The sequence below is a fragment of the Bradyrhizobium guangdongense genome, from assembly GCF_004114975.1.
Lineage (GTDB): Bacteria > Pseudomonadota > Alphaproteobacteria > Rhizobiales > Xanthobacteraceae > Bradyrhizobium > Bradyrhizobium guangdongense.
The window spans coordinates 7229763-7251074 of record NZ_CP030051.1; the positions used below are offsets into that span (position 1 = coordinate 7229763).

Consider the following 21312-nt stretch of genomic DNA (forward strand, 5'->3'; position numbering starts at 1 on the left):
GAGGAATGAGATGAAATCCACACTATTGGCATGCGCCCTGCTGGTCTTCGCGACTGCAACCGGCGTCCACGCCCAGGCCATCAAGCTCGCCGACGTCGCCGAGCTCTCGGGCGGCGGCGCCACCGTCGGCACCAACTGGAAGAACGGCATCGACCTCGCGATCGAGGAGATCAACGCCAAGGGCGGCGTGCTCGGCCGCAAGCTCGAGGTCACCCACGCCGACTCGCAATCGAACCCGGGCGTCGCCCGCGCACAGGTCCAGAAGGCGCTCGACGCAGAGCCCTATGTGCTGCTCGGACCCGGCTATTCCGGCTCGGTGAAGGTGACCGCCCCGCTCGCCGCTGAAGCCGGCATCACGCAGATCATGGGCGGCGAAGCCGCCGAGCTGACGCAGGCCGGCAACAAGTTCCTGTTCCGCACCTCGTTCGGCCAGCAGTCGTCGATGCCGAAAGTCGCAAAATACATCCACGACGACATGAAGGCGAAGACGGTCGCAGTCGTCTGGGTCAACAACGATTTCGGCAAGGGCGGGCGCGACGTCATCATCAAGGACCTCGAAGCTCGTGGCACAAAGGTCGTCGCCGATCTCTCCACCGAGGCGGGCCAGGCCGATTTCGCCGCCGATGTCGGCAAGATCAAGGCGGCGAATCCCGACGCCGTCTTCATCTATCTCAACGAGGAAGAGAGCGCGCGCATCCTCAAGGAGCTGAAGCGCCAGGGCGTCACTGCGCCGCTGATGGGCGAGACCACGCTGATCGGCCAGAAGGTGATCGAGCTTGCCGGCGATGCCGCCAACGGCGCCCGCGGTCATGTCGGCCTCACCACCGATGCGCCGGTCGACCTGATCAAGGGTTTTCGCGAGCGCTTCTCGAAGAAGTACAATTATGTCCCCGACCACAACGGCCTGAAGGGCTATCTCGCCGTCTACACGGTAAAGGCCACCACCGAGAAGATGGGCAAGGTCGATTCCAAGGCCTTCGCCGACACGCTGCACGGCCTGACCATCAAAGCTGCGGACGAACCGGGCATTCTGATGGACGTCACCTTCGATCAGAACGGGGACATCGATCGCCAGAGCTTCCTGGTCGAGGTCGTCGAAGGCAAGCAGGTGGTGAAGCAGGTGCTGCCCAAGCTGAAGTGAGGCTCTGACCTTCTTCCTCTCCCTGCTCTTCGCGGGGAGAGGGAGCGATAGACCTGAATGGGCGTCAAGTTACTCGGGCTCCAACGATCAAAGAAGACCCATGTCCAATCTGTTCGATCTTCTGGTCGCGGGACTGGCCACCGGCGCGATCTATGCGCTGGTCGCAGTTGGGTTCACCCTGTTGTGGCAGACCTCGCAGACCATTAATTTCGCGCAAGGCGAGTTCGTGATGCTGCCGGCGTTTCTGATGCTGGCGGCGATGCATGTCGGCGCACCGTTCTGGCTCGCGATCATCCTCGGCATCCTGCTCTCGATGGTCCTGCTCGGCTTCGCCTTCAAGATGCTGCTGGTCGATCCGATGATGCGCCATGGCGTGCTGCCGCTGGCGATCGCGACCATGGCGCTGGCGATCGGCATCAAGGAAGCCGTGAAACAGTTCTTCAGCGCGGAGGCTTCGCCCTTCCCGTCGATCGTGCCCACCGGCGACATCACTGTGCTCGGACACGTCGTCTCGCTGCAAAGCATCGGCGTCCTCGTCGTCGCGATCCTCGCCGTGTTCGGCCTGACCGCGTTGCTCAACCGCACCTCGCTCGGCCATCAGATGCAGGCGGCAGCCCAGAACCCGACCGTGGCACGCATCATCGGCGTTCCCGTCGAGCGCATGATCCTGCTGACCTTCCTGATCAACGCCTTCCTGGTCGCGTTGGCCTCGCTGCTGATCACGCCGATCTATCTGGCCAAATTCTCCTCCGGTGAAGTGCTCGGCCAGGCGGCCTTCATCGCGGCGATCGTCGGGGGCTTCAACCAGGTCCGCGGCGCGATCGCCGGCGGCTTGTTGATCGGCGTGCTCGACAACCTGGCGGCCGCCTACGTCTCGACCCAGTATCGCGCCGCAGTGCCGATGATCTTCCTCATCGTCGTCATCCTGTTCCGGCCGCAAGGACTGCTCGGCCGCGCCGAGGAGCGCACGGTATGAGCGGTTTTGCCAAACCCCTGAAGATCGCGCTCGGGCTTATCGTCATCGGCGGCCTGATCGTCATTCCCATGAACTTCAATCGCTACGGTCTGTTCATCCTGAGCCAGTGGGCGGTGATGACGATCGCCGCGATGGGGCTCAACCTCACGCTCGGCTATGCCGGACAGGTCTCGCTGGCGCAGGGCGCTTTCGTCGGCATCGGGGCTTATGCAGCCGCCATCATGACGACGCATGGGTGGCCCCTGCCGGTCGCCATCCTGATTGCGATGGTCTCGAGCTTCGGCGTCGGCTGGGTGCTCGGCTATCCCGCGCTACGCGTGCAGCACCATTACCTCGCCTTCGTCACGCTGGCTTTCTCGACCCTGGCGTTCCTGGTGTTCCGCAACGAGAACTGGCTCACCGGCGGCATCTACGGCATCTCCAACATTCCGCGCCCACACATCTTCGGAATCGCAACCAACAAGCCGCTGCCGTTCTACTATGTCTGCCTCGGCTCGCTCGCGATCGTGTCTGTCGCGGTCTGGTGGCTGATCCGCTCGCCCTGGGGCCGCGCCTTCATGGCACTGCGCGAGAACCCGCTGCGCGCGCAATCGCTCGGCATCGACACCCGCCGCTACACATTGATGGCGTTCGCGATCGGCTCGGCGCTCGGCGGCGTCGCCGGCGCGCTCTATGCACCGCTGACGCAATACATCGACCCTGTTCCCTTCAACCTGCAGCTCTCGCTTGATCTGCTGATGATGGTGATCGTCGGCGGCGCCGGCTTCTATTTCGGTCCTTTCCTGGGGGCGATGATCGCGGTGCTGCTGCCGGAATGGCTGCGCTTCACCGAAGGCTATTATCTGATGCTCTACGCGATCGCGGTGATGGGACTGCTGGTCTGGTCGCCGACAGGCATTCTCGGGATCCTCGACCGTTACCTTGCCGCACGGCGCACCAAGGCGGCCTCGGCGCTGCGCGCCGTCGCAAAGTCCCGCCTGGAGACGGCACAATGAGCGCGGTCCTCGAAGTCACCAACATGAAGAAGAACTTCGGTGGCATCAGCGCCGTCGACGGCGTGTCCTTCGACGTGCGGGAGGGCGAGATCCTTGGCCTGATCGGCCCGAACGGCTGCGGCAAGTCAACCCTGTTCAATTGCATCCTTGGTCAGCTCACGCCGACGGACGGCGAGGTCAAGCTCGACGGCAAGGTGGTGACCGGCTTGCGCCCGTCGGAGCTGAACAAGCTCGGCGTCAGCCGCACCTTCCAGCTCCTTCAGGTCTTCCCAAAGCTCTCGGTGCGCGAGAACCTGATCCTCGCCGGGCAGGAGCACCAGGGCAACATGGCCTCGCGCCTGATCGGCCGCTCCGACGCCGGGCTGACGGATGCCGCCAACCAGATGATCGGCTTCTTCAAGCTCGATCATCTCGCGGCCGAGCCTGCCGGCGGCCTCTCCTATGGGCAGCAAAAGCTGCTCGATGCCGCCATGGCCTTCATGGGCGGCCCGCGCCTGGTGCTGCTCGACGAGCCCGCCGGCGGCGTCAACCCGACGATGCTGTCTGACCTGAAGGAGCGGCTGGTCGCGATCAATCGCGAGAAGAATGCCACCTTCGTCGTGATCGAGCACAACATGGAGTTCGTGATGTCGCTGTGCTCGCGTGTGATGGTGATGGCGGAAGGCAAGGTGCTGGCGATGGGCCGGCCGGACGAGATCCGCAAGAACCCGGCCGTGATCGAAGCCTATTTGGGACACTAGAGCATGAGCGATCCCATCCTCTCGGTTCACAATCTCGTCGGCGGCTACGGCAAGATGACGATCCTGAACGGCACGACGTTCTCGGTGCCGCCAGCGACCATCACCACGATCATCGGCCCGAACGGCGCCGGCAAGTCTACGGTGTTCAAGGCGATCTTCGGCCTGTTGAAGTTGCGCGAGGGCAAGATCAGTTTCGCCGGCCGCGACGTGACGAACTTGAGCCAGCGCGCGCTGCTCAATGCCGGCATCTGCTACGTGCCGCAGGGTCGTAACATCTTTCCCGAGCTCTCGGTGCGCCACAACATCGAACTCGGCGGCGTCGCGGCCGGAAAAGGCATCGACCTGCCGACGCGGATCGAGGCCGCGCTCGACCTGTTCCCGGCGCTGCGCCGCAAGGCCGCGCAGCAGGCCTCGACGCTGTCGGGCGGCGAGCAGAAGCAGCTCGAGATCGCCCGCTCGCTGCTGCTCGAGCCAAAGCTCGTGCTGATCGACGAGCCCTCCATCGGCCTGTCGCCGCTGATGGTGCAGCAGACTTTTGATATTCTAAAGAGCCTGCGTGACCGCGGCGTCACCATCCTGATGATCGAGCAGAACGCGCGCTCGGCGCTGGAGATCTCCGATATCGGCATCGTGCTCGAGCTCGGCCAGACCCGCATGGTCGACAAGGCCGAGCGCATCTTGAATGATCCCAGGATCGGCCAGCTCTTCCTCGGCGGCGCCATGGAGGAGAGCGCGGCATGAACGCGCCCCTGCGCATCGCCGTTGCCGGCGCCGGCCTGATCGGGCGCCGCCATCTGGAGTTGATCGACGCTTCGCCGAACTGCGTGCTCGCCGGCATCGCCGACCCCGCGCCAGCGGCCAGGGAACTTGCTGGAGCCTGCGGCGTCGGATGGTACGCAGATCATCGGGCCCTGCTGGAGCAGGAAAAACCTGATGGCATGGTCGTCGCCTCCCCGAACGCACTGCATCTGCAGATGGCGCTCGACTGCGCGCAGGCCGGCGTGCCTGCACTGATCGAGAAACCGGTGACCGACACGGTCGCCGCCGCGCAGCGCCTGTGTGCGGCGGTCAGGCGGACCGGCGTGCCGATGCTGGTCGGCCATCACCGCCGCCACAATCCGATCATCAAGGCCGCGCGCGAGACCGTGGCGAACGGCAAGCTCGGCCGGCTCACGGCCGTGGCCGGACTATGGCTGCTGAAGAAGCCCCATGATTACTTCAACGTGGCCTGGCGGCGTGAGCACGGCGGGGGCCCGCTGCTCATCAACCTCATCCACGACATCGACAATCTTCGTTTCATCTGCGGGGAGATCACCGAGGTGCAGGCGATGACCTCGAACGAGGCGCGCGGGTTCACCGTCGAGGATACCGCCGCCCTGCTGCTGCGCTTCGCCGGCGGCGCGCTGGGAACGGTGACCGTGTCGGATACGACGCCGGCGCCGTGGAGTTGGGAGCTCTCCTCGGGCGAGAACGCTGCGTATCCGAAGCAGGACCAGCCTTGTTACTTCTTCTCCGGCACTGCGGGCTCGCTGGCCGTGCCGAACATGGAGCTTTGGTCCTACGCCCAGCAGCCCGGCTGGTATATGCCGCTGTCGCGCGAGGCGATCGCGCCGGCGGCACTCGATCCGCTGGCCGAGCAGCTCCGGCATTTCATTGCCGTAATCGCGGGTCGGGAACAACCACTGATCCCGGTGGAGGATGCGATGGGCACGCTCGCGGTCGTCGAAGCCGTCAGCGAGGCGGCACGCACGGGTCAAAAGATATCGCCGGGCCGGTTAATGGAGCAGGCAGCATGAACAAGCGTTCGATCGCAACCGTCTCTCTCTCCGGGGCGCTGGACGAGAAGCTCCGTGCCATCGCGTCGGCCGGTTTCGAGGCGGTCGAGATCTTCGAGAACGATTTGCTGTCGTTCGGCGCGGGCCCGCGCGAGATCGCAAAGCTCTGCAAGGACCTCAATCTCGAGATCTGCGCGTTCCAGCCGTTCCGCGATTTCGAGGGCATGCCGGAGCCGCAGCGCTCGCGCAATTTTGCCCGCGCGATGCGCAAGTTCGATCTGATGCAGGAACTCGGCACCGATCTGCTGCTGATCTGTTCCAACGTGTCGCCCGCCTCGCTCGGCGGCATCGACCGCGCCGCCGATGATTTTCGTGAGCTCGGCGATCTCGCCGCCAAGCGCGGCTTGCGCGTCGGCTATGAGGCGCTGGCCTGGGGCCGCCACGTCAACGATTACCGCGATGCCTGGGAGATCGTACGGCGCGCCGATCATCCGGCGATCGGCGTCATCCTCGACAGCTTTCATGCCCTGGCGCCGGGCTTTCCGACCCGCGCGATGGCCTCGATCCCAGGCGACAAGATCTTTCTGGTGCAGCTCGCCGACGCACCGAAGCTTGAGCTCGACATCCTGTCGTGGAGCCGGCACTTCCGCTCGTTCCCCGGCCAGGGCGACCTGCCGGTCGGCGCATTCATGCAGGCGATCGCCGCGACCGGCTATTCCGGCCCGTGGTCGCTGGAAATCTTCAACGACCAATTCCGCGCCGGCTCGGCTGCACAGACCGCGCTCGACGGACTGCGCTCGCTGATCCTGCTGCAAGACCAACTTGCTCCGGACTGGCCGAAGCTCGTCGGCGAGCCGCTGGCGCCGAAGGCCAAGAGCCGCGGCACCGGCTTCATCGAGTTCGCCGTCAACGAGACCAAGGCCGGCGAGCTCGCGCATCTGTTTTCACAGCTCGGCTTCCGGAAGACCGGTAAGCATCGCAGCAAGGCGGTGGAGCGCTGGTCGCAGGGCAAGGTCGAGCTGGTGATCAATTCGGAGACCGACGGCTTTGCGCATTCGCACTATGTCACGCATGGCCCTGGCGTCTGCGCCATCGCGCTCGACGTGGACAATGCCGGCCTTGCCATGCAGCGGGCCGAGACGCTGAAGGCGCGCACCTTCTATCAGCCGGTCGGACCGGGCGAGCTGGAAATTCCCGCGATCCACGGCGTCGGCGGCAGCCTGCTCTACTTCCTCGATCAGGCCGGCAAGAACTGGGACACGGATTTCGCATCTATCGCAAGCGACGCCAGTGGCGATGCGCTGCTCGCGGTCGACCACATCGCGCAGTCGATGCCCTACGACGAGATGTTGTCCTGGCTGCTGTTCTACACCGGCATCCTCGACCTGAAGCGGCTGCCGCAGATCGAGATCGCCGACCCCAGAGGCCTCGTGCAGAGCCAGGCTGTCATCAATGGCGACCAGAGCCTGCGCTTCGTGCTCAACGGCTCCTCCGCCAATCGCACGCTGCCGGCCCGCTTCATCTCGGAGTTTTTCGGCTCAGGCGTGCAGCACGTCGCGTTTGCTTGCAAAGACATCTTCGCCACCGTCGCCGCTATGCGCGCCCGCGGCGCGGGCTTTCTCGATATTCCCGATAATTATTACGACGACGTCGAAGCCAAATACGACCTCGCGCCCGATGTCATGGCGCAGCTCCGCGCCAACCACATCCTCTACGACCGCGAGGGCGACAGCGAATTCTTCCAGGTCTACACCCATATTTTCGACGAGCGCTTCTTCTTCGAGATCGTCGAGCGCAGGAGCTATCAGGGGTTTGGCGCAGCCAATGCCGGCATCAGGCTCGCGGCGCAGGCCCGCGAGGTGCGGCCGGCGAGCATGCCACGGGTGTAGCGCTCTATCCACGTCGTCATTGCGGGAGAACTGAGAGCCCCTCTCCCCGCATCTGCCTTCGCTGAAGCTTCGACGGACAAACGCGGGAAGAGGGAGAAGACCTCACTTCATCGGGCACTTGTCGTGGAAGCGGTCCTGGTCATCGGTGACGATGGTGGCGACGGTTTTCAGCGAAAGCTCGCCACCGGCGCCTTTCACTACGTCCTGCAGATAGAAATTCTGGATCGGGATGTGGTTGTTGCCGTACTTGAACGCGCCGCGCAGCGACTTGAAGTTGGCCTTCTCCATCTCGGCCTTCATCGCATCCTTCTTCGACGTGTCGCCGCCGGCGGCGACCACCGCGCTGTTGATGAGCTGCGCGGCGTCATAGGCCTGCGCGCCGTAATAGGTCGGGCGGAGACCGGTGTACTTGTTGCGATAGTCGGCGACGAAGCGCTTGTTCTGCTCGTTGGGGAGATCGTTGACCCACTCCTGCGCGCCGGGAACGCCGAGCGCATTCTCCTTCTGGAGCGGCAGCGACAGCTCGTCGATGGTGAAGGCGGTGTAGAGCGGCATCGTGCTCTTCAGGCCAGCCTGCGCGTATTGGTTGAGGAACTGCACACCGGCGGCGCCCGGATAGAACACGAAGATCGATTCGGCTCCGGAGGCGCGCGCCTTGGAGAGCTCGGCGGAGAAATCGAGCTGGCTCGGCCAGACCGTGTATTCCTCGCCCTTGATCTCGCCCTTGAACGTGCTCTTGAGACCCGCGAGCATGTCCTTGCCGGCGGCATAGTTCGGGCCGATCAGGAACACGCTCTTGACGCCGTTCGCGTTCATGTAAAGGCCCACGGCGGCGGGCGTCTGGTCGTTCTGCCACGAGGTCGAGAAAACGTATTTCGAGCACAACTCGCCCGCGAGCTGCGACGGACCGGCATTGGCCGAGATCATGAAAGTCTGCGAGTCCACCGCGGTCTTGAGCGAGGCGAGCAGCACGTTCGACCAGATATAGCCGACGAGGAAATCGACCTTGTCGGACTGCACCAGCTTCTCGGTCTTCTGCTTGCCGACATCGGGCTTCTGGCCGTCGTCCTCGTAGATCACCTCGACCGGCTTGCCGCCCATCTTGCGCCCGAGATGATCGAGCGCGAGCTCGAACGAGTTGCGCATGTCGTTGCCGATCACGGCGGTCGGGCCGCTGAAGGTCGAGACGAAACCGATCTTGATGGTGTCGCCGGCGAATGCCGGGCTCGCCAGCACCAGCGCCGCTGCGCCCGCCAGCCAGAATGCCGTCCTCATAACAACTCCCCTCCCTATTATGGATCCCGGAAACGGGGTGATCGCCGCTCCCGGGTCTGTCTCTATTGAACGCAAAATCTGTCGCGCCGCCAATGGCTCAGCGCCCGCCTCTGCACCATATTTCGCCCTAAACGGGGATGGCAAGAAATATAATTCTACTTACTTCGTTCAAGCCTGCGGCGCTTTTGCGCGGCGAATATCGATACGCCAAGCCTATTCCGTCATTGATGACGGCTATTGGACCACGGCACCCAATCCGCACTTAAATAAGTGAGTGAAGCAGCGAGATTCGAGGATGCATCATGGCCGCAAATCCCCATCGCGTCGTTATCGTCGGGGCCGGCTTCGGCGGACTGGAGACGACCTACCGGCTCGCAGGGGCGCCGGTCGAGATCACCCTGATCGACCGCCGCAACCATCATCTATTTCAGCCGCTGCTCTACCAGGTTGCGACCGCCTCCCTCGCCACCAGCGAGATCGCCTGGCCGATCCGCCATCTCATGCGCGACCGGCGCGAGGTCACGACGCTATTTGCGACCGTCAGTGGCGTCGACACGGACAGGCGCCGCGTCCTGATCGACGACGGCAGCGAGGTGCCGTACGACACGCTGGTGCTCGCCACCGGCGCGCGTCACGCTTATTTCGGTCATGACGAGTGGGAGACGTGGGCGCCAGGCCTGAAGACGCTGGAGGACGCAACCACGCTGCGTCGTCACATCCTGGTGGCATTCGAGCGCGCCGAACGCGAGACTGATCCAGCGCGGCGCGCCGCGCGGCTGACCTTCGTCATTGTCGGCGCCGGCCCCACGGGCGTCGAGCTCGCCGGCACCATCGCCGAGATGGCGCATCACACGCTGCCCGCCGACTTCCGCAACATCGACACCCACAAAGCGCGCGTGGTGCTGATCGAGGCAGGCCCGCGCGTGCTGGCGGGCTTCCCCGACGATCTCTCCGCCTATGCGCAGGCCTCGCTCGAAAAGATCGGCGTCGAGGTCGTGCTCGGCCAAGCCGTCACCGAGATCAACCGCGAGGGCGTCGTGTTCGGCGGCAAGTTGCTCGAGGCCAAGACGCGGATCTGGGCTGCCGGCGTGCGTGCCTCACCGGCCGCCGAATGGCTGGGCGCGCCAAGCGATCGCGCCGGGCGCGTGCAAGTGAACGACGATCTCAGCATTCCCGGCCATCCCGAGATTTTTGCGATCGGTGACACCGTGAGCATCAACGCCTGGGAGGGCAAGCCGGTCCCGGGCATCGCACCGGCCGCAAAGCAGCAGGGCCGCCACGTCGCCGAGGCCATCAGGGCGCGGCTGCGCGGTGAGAGCAAGGGTCCATTCCGTTACAAGCACGCCGGCAGCCTCGCGCAGATCGGCAAGCGGCTCGCGGTGATCGATTTCGGCAAGGTGAAATTGCGCGGAACGATCGCATGGTGGATCTGGGGCATCGCCCACATCTACTTCCTGATCGGCCTCCGGCACCGTCTCAGCGTCGCGCTGAGCTGGCTGTGGATCTATGCGAGAGACCAGCGGGCCGCGCGATTGATCACGCAGGGCAGCAGCAAGGTGGTGGGGTGACAGTCGCCCTCGCCTCCCGGACGCGGCGCGGCATTGATGTCGCGACGCTGCGTCCGGGGCACGACGATGCCGATGCCGCGACGCGCTACGGCGTCTTGCAGACGAAATTCGCGGCGTCCTCGCTGTCGCCCTGCCCGGAATACGCCGCGTAGCTCGGATACGGGCACAGCGGCCGCGTGCGCCCCGGGCTCCAGGACGCGGGGACTTCCTTGTTGGCGGGACTGGCAGACGCGATGATGCGCTCGGGTGCCTTGCCCTTCTCCACCCAGTCGGTCAGTGCGGTGAGTGCATCGAACTTGTCGAGGGTGACGCCGCCGCCACAATGCGTTTCGCCGGGTATCGTGAACAGGCGCGCGACGCTGTCGGCGTGCCCCTGCAGGTTCTTGTTCAACCGGTCGTACCAGCGGATGGTGTCGTTCACCGAGAACACCGGATCGGCCTGACCATGATAGACCAGCATCTTGCCGCCGGACTTCTGCAGCGATGCGAGCTGGGGATCATCGACGTCGGGCGGCGTCATGAAGTCCATGGCCGATTCCGTGAAGGTCGCGTCCTTGGCGAAAATCTTCGGCGCGTCCTTGTCGAAGTCATAGGCCTTCAATGCCTCAACCAGCTTCTCGTTGCTGCCTTCGACCGCGACCGGCGGCGTCGAGAAGATGTAGTTCAGCGACGCTGCGCCCATGGTGGCGATGATCGGATAATTGTTCCAGGGCGCGATGGGGCTCTCGACCTTCCAGGTGCGCCAATTGCCGGTGCCGATTCCGCCATCGAGGGGCCAGTTTGAGTAGAGCGCCTCACCTTTCGAATTCTTCGGTCCAGCGAGGCTCGTCTTCAGGGCATCGACCTTGGCTTCGGACAAACAGGCGCTGTTCTGCCCCGGCGCACAGATCAGGCTCTTGAGGTCGAACGCCTTCTGACAGGCGGCGAGATTGGCCGTCAGTCCGTCCTTGACGCCATCGAGCCCATCGCAGGCCTCCGTAATGCGCGAGGAAACGAGCTGAGCGTCCTCCTTGGTGATGGACTTGCGCAGATCGGGATCGACTTTCAGAAAGGCCTGCACGTCCCAGGCATGCTGGATCGCAGCGCGCGGCAGGTCGAAGCCCGGATTGCCGACGAGGAAGCCGTCGTAATTTTCCGGCATGCGCGACGCCGCCACCATGGCGTGACGCCCGCCGTTCGAGCATCCCGCCATATAGGAGCGATCCGGCTTGCGTCCGTAATGCACGGCAATGATTTGCTTTGCGACCGGTGACAGCGTCATGTCGGCGGCATAGCCATAGTCGCGGCGCGCCTGCGGATCGAGGCCGAACGCCGCGCCCGCAGTCAGGCCCAGCGACTTGTTCGCGGGGTCTGCGCCGGAATGGCCGCTGTCCGACGACAGCACGGCAAAGCCTCGCGCCAGGGGCACGGTGCCGCCGGATGACGCCCCGTCGGGCAGGCTGCCAAGAGCGGGCACGACCACGCCGTCATTTCCGCCATTCACCTGATGCAGGAAGCGGCCGTTCCACTCGGCCGGCAGCCGCATCTCGAACCCAATCGCGTAGGATTTCCCGTCGACCCCGGTGCGCTGGTTGGCAAGGCCCGTCACGATGCAATGCCTGGGGAGACCATTGGCCGCGTCCTGCGTTTTGGACCCGGTAATCTCAATGCCGGAAATGCCAAGCGACGCCGTGGTGACAGGCGAGCAGGCCTCGCCGTCGGCGCGAGCCAGCGCGGTCGATCCCAGAAGCGCGGCCAGCGCAGCGGATGATATCAAGCCAATCCTCACGACGGACCCTCCCTATTAGTTATATGTTATAATCATTACCTCCATTTCGTACTTTGGCAAGTGCTTGAGCTCGCGTCCGGGACGCACCGGCTCTGCCGCGCTATGGGGGACCAGCGTCGGGGCAGAAGACCTTCTACTTGACCAGCTCGCATCCGCCCTCCGCCAATGTGCGGAACGCCTGGTCGGCGGGAATCGTCGAGACCAGCTTGTAATAGTCGTAGGGGTATTTCGACTCCTCCGGCTTCTTCACCTCGAACAAATACATCGGATGCACGACGCGGCCGTCCTGGCGGATCGCGGTGTCGCCGAACAGTTTGTCCCTGCCTTTGAATTTCTTCATCTCCGGCACGACATCCCTCGCATTGTCGCTGCCGGTGGCAGCGACCGCGTTGAGAAAAGCGAGCGTGGACGCATAAACGCCGGCCTGGTTGCCGCTCGGCATCTTGCCGTTCATGCCGGGGCGCCCGGCGAAGCGTTTTGCGAAGGCACGGGTGTCGTCGTTCATGTCCCAGTAGAAGGCCTCCATCAGCTGGAGGCCCTGCGCGACCTTGATGCCCATGCCGTGGATGTCGTTGATGAAGAGCAGGAACGCAACCAGCTTCTGGCCACCCTGCTGAACGCCGAACTCGGCCGCCTGCTTCACGGCGTTGATGGTGTCGCCGCCAGCGTTGGCAAGGCCGATCACCTCCGCTTTGGAATTCTGCGCCTGCAACAGGAAGGAGGCGAAGTCCGCCGTGCCGAGCGGATGCTTCGACGAGCCGAGCACCTTGCCGCCGTGGCTCTCGATATATTTCTGCGCTTCCGTCTCGATGCCTTTGCCGAGCGCGTAGTCGACTGTGAGGAAATACCAGTCCTTGCCGCCGCGCGACATCATCGCGGCTGCGGTGGTGTTGCCGGTCGCCCAGGTATCGTTGACCCATTGGATTGTATTGGGCGAGCAGGCCTTGCCGGTGAGATCGGCGCTTGCGGTCGAGGATGCCAGGAAGGTCATGCGGCTGCCGCGCAGCAGCGTGTTGATGGAAAGGCCGACGGCCGAGTTCGGCACGTCGACGATGGCATCGACGCCTTCGACGTCGAGCCATTTGCGCGCGATGGCATTGCCGACATCGGCCTTGTTCTGGTGGTCGGCATAGACGATCTCGACCTTGATGCCCTTACCGCCGCCGTTGAAATCCTCCGCCGCCATGCGCGCAGCCTCCACCGAGCCCATGCCATTGGTGTCCTGAAAAATTCCGGAGATGTCGTTGAGCACGCCGACGCGCACGACATTGTCGGAGATCTCGGCATTCGCCATGCCACTCACCAGGCTTGCCGCGAGCGCGAGCGTCCACCGCAGAACTTTCATCATTACCTCCCCTGTTTGATTTGCCCGCCGGTCGTTGCCGCCGCGGCTGGAATTTCAGACCTGGCGCTCCGGCAGCCTCAGCACGAGTCCGTCGAGCTCGGGCGTGATCTTGATCTGGCAGGACAGCCGACTGTTCGGCAGCCGCTCGGCCGCGGCGCCCTCGAGCAGCGCGTCCTCGTCCTCGGCCATCGCGGGCAGGCGCGCGACCCAGGCATCGTCGACATAGACGTGACAGGTCGCGCACATGGCGTTGCCGCCGCATTCGGCCAGGATGCCGTCGAGGCCGTGGCGGGTGGCTGCCTGCATGGCGCTTTCCCCGTCTGAGACCTCGACGCGCTCGGAATTGCCGTCGCGGTGGATGAAGCTGATCGTCGGCATCGGGGTTCCTTGTCAGGCCGGGGTGATGGTGACAGGCAGGCTGTCGAGCCCGCGCAGCGTGTTGTTGAAGCGGCGCTTCGGCTCGCCCGTGATCTCGATGGACGCGATGCGTCGCGCCAGGGCGGTCAGCATCACTTCGCCCTCGAGGCGCGCCACGAGCTGGCCGACGCACATGTGGATGCCCGAGCCAAAGCCGACATGCCCGGACGTGCGGCGGGTAATGTCGTAACTGTCAGGCCTCTCCCAGCGGCGCGGATCGCGGTTGGCCGCGGCAAGGAACATCAGCACCTTCTCGCCCTCGCCGATGCGCGCGCCCGACAGCTCGACCTCGCGCGTCGTGGTGCGGAAGAAGGTCTGCACCGGGCTTTCGAACCGGACGGCCTCCTCGAAGGCGTTGCGCGCCAGCGTGATATCGCCACGCAGGCGCCGCCATTGCTCCGGGAAGCGCGCGAGGCAATAGAGCGCGGCGCCGATGCCGTTGACCGTCGTGTCGAGGCCGGCCGACAGCAGCGAGCGCACCAGCAGCGGCGCCTCGGTCGCGGTGATCGCGCCTTCGTCGACCTGAGCATGGATGCAGGCACCGAAGCCGCCCGGCGCAAGATTCTCGCGCTGACACTGCTTGGCGACATAGGCCTGATGCGGTGCCGAGCGCGCGATCGCCTCCTGGCGCAGCTCATTGGGCGGGCCGAAGGCGTTGAATACGACGCTCGCATAGGGAATGAGATGCTCGCGTCCCTCGGGTTTCAGGCCGAGCGCATCGGGAAAGATCGAGAGCGGAAAGGCCTCGGCGAGGTCGGCAACCGCATCGAAGCTGCGCTGCTCCAGCAGGACGTCGACGCGCTCCTCCGCCGCCGCCGCAAAGCGGTCACGCACCTGCTTCATCACACTCGGCGACAACACTTTCGACAGCACGGCGCGAGTGCGGGTGTGCGCGGGCGGATCGGCCTCAAGAATCAGGCTTGGCGGTCGCCACGGCGTCTCCTTCTTGAAGTCGGACAGGCCGACGCCGCGACTGGAGCAGAAGGTCGCGGGATCATTCAGCACGGCATGCACTTCCGCATAGCGTGCGACGCCATAGACGTTCCATTGGTCGAGATAGACCACCGGCCCCGCCTCGCGCAGTCGCTCGTGGCTTGGATAGGGGTCAGCGAAAAAGTCCATGGCGAACGGATCGACGTCGAGATGCGGGACGCCTGATGCGGCCGAGCCGGATGCGCTCATTGGACACCTCCCTCATTTTGATCTTGTGAAAGGACGGCGCTTGCCTTTAGGTCTGCGGACACGCCGCGAGTCACAAGGCCGATATGCCACCGTCTTCGACCAAAGCCCGTCAGAAACCCGCACCTGCCGAGAGCGGGCCGACGCTTGACCTCGACCGGTACGTTCCGGCCTTCATCACCTTCATCGCCAACAAGCTTTCGAACAGCGCGACCGCATTTTATCAGCGGGAATTCGGCGTCAACGTCACGGAATGGCGGATCATGTCGCTGCTGGCAATCGAGCCCGGCATTCCCGCCTCGCGCATTTGCCAAGTCATCGGCTTCGACAAGGGCCCGGTGAGCCGAACGCTGGCAAGCTTGGAGAATCGCGGGCTGGTCTCGATCCGCACCGACCCCAACGATGGCCGCACCCATTCGATCGCGCTGACGACGAAAGGGCGCGCTACCCATGACAGGGTCATCGTGGCGGCGTTCGAGCGCGAGCGACGCCTGTTGTCCTGCCTCAGCAAGGACGAGCGCGAGGTACTGATCGACCTGCTCCGCCGCCTGCACGAGAATCTCGACGCGGTGACCGGCAGCACAGACGCGTGACAGCTCGCGCACCGAGCGCGATCCGGCATCATCTCCTGACACGCACCTGCGTTTGCCGACGGCACCGTTCCTGCCGCGCATTGTTTCCTCCAAGATCAGACGCGGCGGTTCGCCCGCCGTCATTGCTGACTCGGAATGGTTCGCACATATTAGTTGCCTAGGCAACAAAATAATCATGCAGGATATTGCGGCAGGTTGGCTGCCGTAATCGAGCACCAGACCTCCTGTCCCGGACAAGGCGCGGCAACGACGCGCCGCAGAGCCGCGGCCCAGTAAGCCAAGCGAGCTAGATGCCGATCCACTCCGCCGACGAATCGTCGTTCAGTCGCTCCACCGCACCGGCGCGGCGCGTCAGCACGGCGCGCTGGTTGATGTAGCCCTTGTCGGTGATCTCGCCGCCGTCGACCGACGGCGGTTCGACGAGCAGCAGCGCACGCGTGGCGTGGCCGGAGGAGTTGCCGCTCTGCTGCTTCAGCTTTGCCAGGCCTTGCGCTATCGCGGTCCGTATCTTGTCATGCCCCAGCACATTTTTCACGCTTGCTGTTTCGGACAGACCGGCGTGGGCGCGGCACGCGGCGATGTTTGGAAATACCAGGAACCGCACCTCGTCGCCGCCATGGCCGGTCACGACGATATCTTGCGCGAACGGCGCAAGTGCTGCGATGCCTGCGACACGCAGCGTCCCAACGCTGACCCAGGTGCCGGAATTGAGCTTGAAATCCTCCGCCACGCGGCCGTCAAAGAACAGGCCGCGCTCGGGCCGCTCGACATCGGCGAGCTTCACGGCATCGCCGATCAGATAGAAGCCCTCTTCGTCGAACGCCTGCTTGGTCAGCTCCGGCGCCTTCCAATAGCCAGGCGTCACGTTGGGACCGCGCACGCGCACCTCCAGCTTGTCGCCGGAGGTGACGAGCTTCAGCTCGGTGCCGGGAATCGGCACGCCGATATTGCCGGAGCGGTCGGCGAGGAAATGACAATCGGTCGCCAACGGCGAGGTTTCGGTCGAGCCCCAGGCCGACACCATCGGCATCGCGCGGCCGACGGTCTCGACGGAGAGCTCTTCAAGAGCATCCCAGAGATTCTGCGGCAGCGCGGCGCCGGCATAGAAGGCGAATTTCACGTCGCTGAAGAAGCGGTGGCGCAGTTCCTCGTCAGCGCGTAGCGCCGCGATCAGCATGTCGAAGCCGCGCGGCACGTTGAAGTAGACCGTCGGCATAACGCTTTTCAGATTGGCGAGCGATGTCGCGAACTGGCCGGGCGCCGGCTTGCCGCCATCGATATAGAGCGAGCCGCCGTTGCGCAGCACGAGGTTGAAATTGTGGTTGGCGCCAAAGGTGTGGCTCCATGGCAGCCAGTCGAGGATGACGAGGTCGTCGCCCCGCTCAAGGAACGTCCAGGTCTGCGCCTTGGCCTGCTGGCTGGAGGTCAGCATGCGCTGGGTGTTGATGACGGCCTTCGGCGTGCCTGTTGAACCCGAGGTGAACAGAAACTTTGCAACGGTGTCGGGCGTGACCGCGGCAAAGGCTGATGCGACCTCCGGCGCTTCCGGCGTTGCGGCAATGGTCCGGAATGCAAGCGCATCAACATCGTCAGCATTGCCACTGATGATCTGCGCCTTGTGCAGCGGTTTGATCGCAGCGAGGGCCGCAGCAAACGGCTTGGTGCCGGACACATAGATCGCGCCGGGCTCAAGCAGCGCGATCATGCTTTTCAGCTTGTCGTAATCCCTTGATATCAGCGAATAAGCCGGTGAGATCGCGGCTGAAGGTACGCCGACATGCTGTGCGGCAAGCGCGAGCAGCGCGTGGTCGATGCTGTTGTCCGAGAGAATGACAACCGGGTGTTCTGCGCTGAGCCCGTGCGCCAGGATCCAGCACGCCGCTGCGCGCACCCGCCGCAACGCCCCTGCGTAAGTCACGGTCGCCCAGGGCGTGTCGGCGCTATCGCGCTCGGCGAGGAAGACCTTGTCCGGCGCTTGCCGTGCCCATTGCTCCAGCCAATCGCCGACGCAGCGCGCGCTGTCGCGCAAAGGCTCGGGAGAGCGCAGCACCATGCTGCCGTCCGTGCGATGCTCCGCGACGGTCCTTGGCGTTGCGAACAGGCTCGAAGCCTCACCGCGGGTGGCGGTCATCATGGTTTCCTCCTCGCCCCCCGGACGCCCGGATCGGCCGCAGCCTCGTTCCGGGCCGCCTTGGCCATAATGTTGGGCAGGACAATTGTTGTCGTCAACAACAATCTTCCGCTTCGGACCTCGAGTCGCTAAGGTCGCCCAACAGGAGAAGCGATGTGACAACCACCGCAACCCGAACTTCCCCGCGCAAACGAAAAAGCAACGGCCTGAGGCCGCAGATCGACGCGGACGAGATTGGCCTCGACGCGCTGGTCGGGCATGCCGGCTACGCGGTGCGGCGCTTCCAGATCTGGATCTTCCAGGACTTCATCAGGACGCTCAGCGAGGTCGACATCAGGCCCACGCAATATTCGGTGCTGACCGTAATCGGCGCCAATCCGGGCCTGTCGCAGATGGCGGTGGCAAAACGCCTTGGCATCGAGCGCGCCCGGCTGGTGCATCTGCTCGACAGCCTGGAGCAGCGCAAGCTGGTGAAGCGGATCAAGTCGAAGGCCGACCGGCGCTCGCACGCGCTTCACCTCACCGCGCAGGGCGAGACGGCGCTTGCCAAGTTCAAGCGGCTGGCTGCCGAGCACGAGCGGCATGTCGAAGACAAGATTGGTAAGGCGAACCGGGAGCGCCTGCTTCAGATCCTTGCTGGCTTCAGCTGATCCGAGCTGCCCATGATTTGGGCAAATGCCCAGGACAGGGCCCTGATCCGGCCGCCTGCTCGCCGGTCTGTGCATCGCCCAAGACACTGATCTTGCGATAGTATCCGCGGCACCGCGCCTGCCCGGATAATGTACACAATGGCACATCGCTTGCTTCAATGCGGGTGAGACACGTTGCCGGAGTTTTATCGCCATGGGGGCTGAGCAGCCTGAAACGATCGCTGCGATCGTAGCCGCGCATCGCGCGGGTACGGTGACGCCGGCGCAGACGGTCGCGCGGACCTACCAGCGCATCCGAGACCACAACGATCCAGCCATCTTCATCAACCTGCGCGACGAGAGGGACGCGATCGCGGAAGCCGAGAAGCTCGCCGAAAAGGATGCAGCGAGCCTGCCGCTCTATGGCGTACCGGTTGCGGTGAAAGACAATATCGACGCGCTGGGCTTTGCGACCACGGCGGCCTGCGCGGCTTTCTCCTACATGCCGATGCACGACTCGACCGCGGTCGAGCGGCTGCGCGCGGCCGGCGCGATCATCATCGGCAAGACCAATCTCGACCAGTTCGCTACCGGTCTCGTCGGCGTCCGGTCACCCTATGGCATTCCCAAAAATTCGCTTCGCGAGGATCTCATTCCCGGCGGCTCCAGCTCGGGCTCCGCGGTGGCGGTCGGCGCTGGCCTGGTGCCGCTGTCGCTCGGCACCGACACCGCCGGCTCAGGCCGCGTACCGGCGATGCTCAACAACATCGTCGGGCTGAAGCCGAGCCTCGGCATGATCTCGACCGCGGGCCTCGTGCCGGCCTGCCGCACGCTCGATTGCATCTCGGTGTTTGCGCTGACGGTGGACGACGCCGCGCTCGCGCTCTCCGTGATGGCAGGCCCGGACCAGGCCGATCCATTCTCGCGCGACCGGCCGCTGGGTGCAACCACGCCGTTCCCGACGAATCTGCGCCTCGGCGTGCCGCGCGATGGACAGCTGATCTTCTTCGGCGACAAGAATTCGGAGGCCGATTACGGCGAAGCCCTGAAGCGCTGGACCGCGCTGGGCGCCACGCTGGTCGAGTTCGACCTCGAGCCGTTGTACGAGACGGCGCGGCTGCTCTATGAAGGACCCTGGGTCGCCGAGCGCTACCTCGTGATCAAGAATCTCTTGGCCTCGGCCCCTGATGCGATTCATCCCATCACGCGCGAGATCACCGCGGCTGGCGCGCGGCTGACGGCGGCCGAAACCTTCTCCGCGCTTTATCGCCTCCAGGGGCTGCGCAAGATCGCCGAACGGACGTTCGCGAATGTCGACGCGCTGGTGCTGCCGACGGCACCGACGACCTACACGACAGCGCAGGTGCTGGCCAATCCGATCGAGCTCAACAGCCGGCTCGGCACCTACACCAATTTCGTCAACCTGCTCGATCTCTGCGGCCTCGCGGTGCCGGCCTCGATGCGCGCGGACGGCATTCCGTTCGGCATCACGCTGCTGGCGCCGGCGGGACGCGACGCGATGCTTGCGAGTCTAGGCCGCGTGTTCCATGCGGATACCGGGCTGACGCTTGGCGCGAAGGGCGTGGTGCAAGCACCGCCCGTGACACCTCCCGCAAGCAGCAGCGACGACATCCCGATCGCCGTGGTCGGCGCCCATCTCTCCGGGATGGCGCTGAACAGCGAATTGAAGGCGCTGAACGCAACGCTGATCGAGGCAGCAAGGACCGCACCGGACTACAAGCTCTATGCGCTGAAAACCACGCCGCCGAAGCCGGGCCTGCTGCGCGTTGAAGCGGGCAACGGCGCATCGATCGAGCTGGAGATCTGGTCGCTGTCGGCGGCGGCGTTCGGCAAGTTCGTCAACGCGATTCCTGCACCGATGGCGATCGGGACAATCAGGCTCGCAGATGGCCGCGACGTGAAGGGCTTTATCGTCGAGCCGGAGGTGCTGAGCCAGGCGCGCGACATCACGGCGTATGGTGGTTGGCGGAAGTATATGGCTGAAGTCGCAAAGACGTAAACAATCTCGTGTCCCGTGCGCAGTGCATCACGCAGTGATGCGCTGCTGAACCGGGACCCATGAAGCGACTTGCGGAATGGATAGATGGGTCCCGGCGCTGCGGAGCAGCGCTGCGCGTGCACCGCGTCCGGGACACACGTGTAGCCTCACACCGACACCGCGTAGATCTCGTATTCCCCGCGCACCAGCTCGATATGCGCGCGCATCGCGGCGGCGGCGCCCTGCTTGTCACCGCGCATGATGGCGACGACGACGCGGTCGTGCTCGGCTTGCGACTTGGCGAGACGGCCGAGATTGCGAAACTGGGCGCGGCGGAACGGTTGCACGCGCACGCGGGTCGCCAGCGTGATCTCGGCGATGTAGCCGTTCTGCGATCCCGCATAGATCGCATTGTGGAAGCGCTCGTTGACCTCGTGGAAGCGATCGGGATTGCCGGCGTAGCTGAGAACGCGCAGCTCTTCGTGGATCGCTTCGAGCCCGTGACGCTCCGCCGCAGACATGCGTTCGGCGGCAAGGCCTGCGCACAGCGCTTCCAGCTCCGCCATCGCCTCGAACATGCCTGTCAGCCGCTCGATCGACGGTTGCGCCACCACCGCGCCGCGATGGGGGCGCGCCTCGACCAGGCCGCTCGCGACCAATTGGCGCAGCGCTTCGCGCACCGGCGTGCGTGAGACGCTGAAGCGCCGCGCGATCTCGGTCTCGTCCAGCGGCGCGCCCGGTGCGAGAGCTCCGCGCACGATCTCGTCGGCAAGCTGAAGACGCAGCTCCTCGGCACGCGTGATCTTCTGCACCGATGGCGAAGCACGGTCGACGCGGGGCACCACCGGCTCAGCCGGCAGGGTCCCGGACGGAAAATCATCAAGCGACATGC

The 21312-nt window shown here is 64.6% G+C and carries 18 protein-coding genes; 11 read left to right on the plus strand and 7 right to left on the minus strand.

Annotated elements, in window-relative coordinates:
* Positions 1–10: 10 nt before the first annotated feature.
* From X265_RS34655 to X265_RS34685, 7 genes are all read left to right on the plus strand, one after another.
* Positions 11–1141 carry an ABC transporter substrate-binding protein gene (locus X265_RS34655; RefSeq protein WP_128968906.1) on the plus strand — a complete coding sequence of 377 codons (1131 nt, stop codon included), beginning with the start codon at positions 11–13 and terminating at the stop codon, positions 1139–1141.
* A 100-nt stretch (positions 1142–1241) separates the two neighbouring features.
* The gene (locus X265_RS34660) at positions 1242–2117 is read left to right on the plus strand and encodes a branched-chain amino acid ABC transporter permease (protein WP_128968907.1); all 876 of its coding nucleotides are present in this window, start codon (positions 1242–1244) and stop codon (positions 2115–2117) included.
* Complete coding sequence (locus X265_RS34665) at positions 2114–3112, plus strand: branched-chain amino acid ABC transporter permease (protein WP_128968908.1); 999 nt, start codon at positions 2114–2116, stop codon at positions 3110–3112. The genes X265_RS34660 and X265_RS34665 overlap by 4 nt, the downstream gene beginning before the upstream one ends.
* Positions 3109–3852 (plus strand): ABC transporter ATP-binding protein, encoded by a 744-nt coding sequence (locus X265_RS34670; RefSeq protein WP_128968909.1) that lies wholly within the window; start codon positions 3109–3111, stop codon positions 3850–3852. Before X265_RS34665 ends, X265_RS34670 begins: the two co-directional genes overlap by 4 nt.
* A gap of 3 nt (positions 3853–3855) precedes the next feature.
* The gene (locus X265_RS34675) at positions 3856–4593 is read left to right on the plus strand and encodes an ABC transporter ATP-binding protein (RefSeq protein WP_128968910.1); all 738 of its coding nucleotides are present in this window, start codon (positions 3856–3858) and stop codon (positions 4591–4593) included.
* Entirely contained in the window at positions 4590–5648 is a 1059-nt protein-coding gene (locus tag X265_RS34680; RefSeq protein ID WP_128968911.1) for a Gfo/Idh/MocA family protein, read from the plus strand. Before X265_RS34675 ends, X265_RS34680 begins: the two co-directional genes overlap by 4 nt.
* Complete coding sequence (locus X265_RS34685) at positions 5645–7516, plus strand: bifunctional sugar phosphate isomerase/epimerase/4-hydroxyphenylpyruvate dioxygenase family protein (protein ID WP_128968912.1); 1872 nt, start codon at positions 5645–5647, stop codon at positions 7514–7516. The genes X265_RS34680 and X265_RS34685 overlap by 4 nt, the downstream gene beginning before the upstream one ends.
* A gap of 102 nt (positions 7517–7618) precedes the next feature.
* Here the strand turns inward: X265_RS34685 and X265_RS34690 are convergent, their stop codons facing one another.
* Positions 7619–8791 (minus strand): ABC transporter substrate-binding protein, encoded by a 1173-nt coding sequence (locus X265_RS34690; RefSeq protein WP_128968913.1) that lies wholly within the window; start codon positions 8789–8791, stop codon positions 7619–7621.
* 302 nt (positions 8792–9093) lie between these two features.
* On the opposite strand from X265_RS34690, the gene X265_RS34695 reads away from it, so the two are divergent.
* The gene (locus X265_RS34695; RefSeq protein WP_128968914.1) at positions 9094–10359 is read left to right on the plus strand and encodes an NAD(P)/FAD-dependent oxidoreductase; all 1266 of its coding nucleotides are present in this window, start codon (positions 9094–9096) and stop codon (positions 10357–10359) included.
* 85 nt (positions 10360–10444) lie between these two features.
* On the opposite strand, the gene X265_RS34700 is transcribed toward X265_RS34695, so the two are convergent.
* The 4 genes from X265_RS34700 to X265_RS34715 all read right to left on the minus strand — a co-directional run bounded on the left by X265_RS34700 (position 10445) and on the right by X265_RS34715 (position 15071).
* Positions 10445–12115, minus strand: a complete 1671-nt coding sequence (locus tag X265_RS34700; protein WP_244659474.1) for a tannase/feruloyl esterase family alpha/beta hydrolase — start codon at positions 12113–12115, stop codon at positions 10445–10447.
* Between the two features lie 145 nt (positions 12116–12260).
* On the minus strand, positions 12261–13472 hold the full coding sequence (locus X265_RS34705) for an ABC transporter substrate-binding protein (RefSeq protein WP_128969515.1): 1212 nt from the start codon (positions 13470–13472) through the stop codon (positions 12261–12263).
* A 54-nt stretch (positions 13473–13526) separates the two neighbouring features.
* Positions 13527–13850, minus strand: coding sequence for a 2Fe-2S iron-sulfur cluster-binding protein (locus X265_RS34710; RefSeq protein WP_128968916.1), 324 nt, complete (start codon positions 13848–13850; stop codon positions 13527–13529).
* Positions 13851–13862: 12 nt separating this feature from the next.
* Positions 13863–15071: a cytochrome P450 gene (locus X265_RS34715; protein ID WP_128968917.1), complete on the minus strand. Its 1209-nt coding sequence runs from the start codon at positions 15069–15071 to the stop codon at positions 13863–13865.
* A gap of 83 nt (positions 15072–15154) precedes the next feature.
* Between X265_RS34715 and X265_RS34720 the strand changes: the two genes are divergently transcribed.
* Positions 15155–15661 carry a MarR family winged helix-turn-helix transcriptional regulator gene (locus X265_RS34720; protein ID WP_128968918.1) on the plus strand — a complete coding sequence of 169 codons (507 nt, stop codon included), beginning with the start codon at positions 15155–15157 and terminating at the stop codon, positions 15659–15661.
* 286 nt (positions 15662–15947) lie between these two features.
* Here X265_RS34720 and X265_RS34725 read toward each other — a convergent pair whose 3' ends face one another.
* A complete protein-coding gene (locus tag X265_RS34725) occupies positions 15948–17795 on the minus strand; it encodes a feruloyl-CoA synthase (RefSeq protein WP_128968919.1) in 1848 nt (615 codons plus the stop codon).
* Between the two features lie 152 nt (positions 17796–17947).
* Here X265_RS34725 and X265_RS34730 point away from each other — a divergent pair, with 152 nt between their 5' ends.
* Both X265_RS34730 and atzF read left to right on the plus strand, forming a co-directional pair.
* Positions 17948–18442, plus strand: coding sequence for a MarR family winged helix-turn-helix transcriptional regulator (locus X265_RS34730; RefSeq protein WP_128968920.1), 495 nt, complete (start codon positions 17948–17950; stop codon positions 18440–18442).
* Between the two features lie 193 nt (positions 18443–18635).
* The gene (gene atzF / locus X265_RS34735) at positions 18636–20441 is read left to right on the plus strand and encodes an allophanate hydrolase (protein WP_128968921.1); all 1806 of its coding nucleotides are present in this window, start codon (positions 18636–18638) and stop codon (positions 20439–20441) included.
* Between the two features lie 146 nt (positions 20442–20587).
* Here the strand turns inward: atzF and X265_RS34740 are convergent, their stop codons facing one another.
* Entirely contained in the window at positions 20588–21310 is a 723-nt protein-coding gene (locus X265_RS34740) for a GntR family transcriptional regulator (protein ID WP_164938941.1), read from the minus strand.
* Positions 21311–21312: the final 2 nt, after the last annotated feature.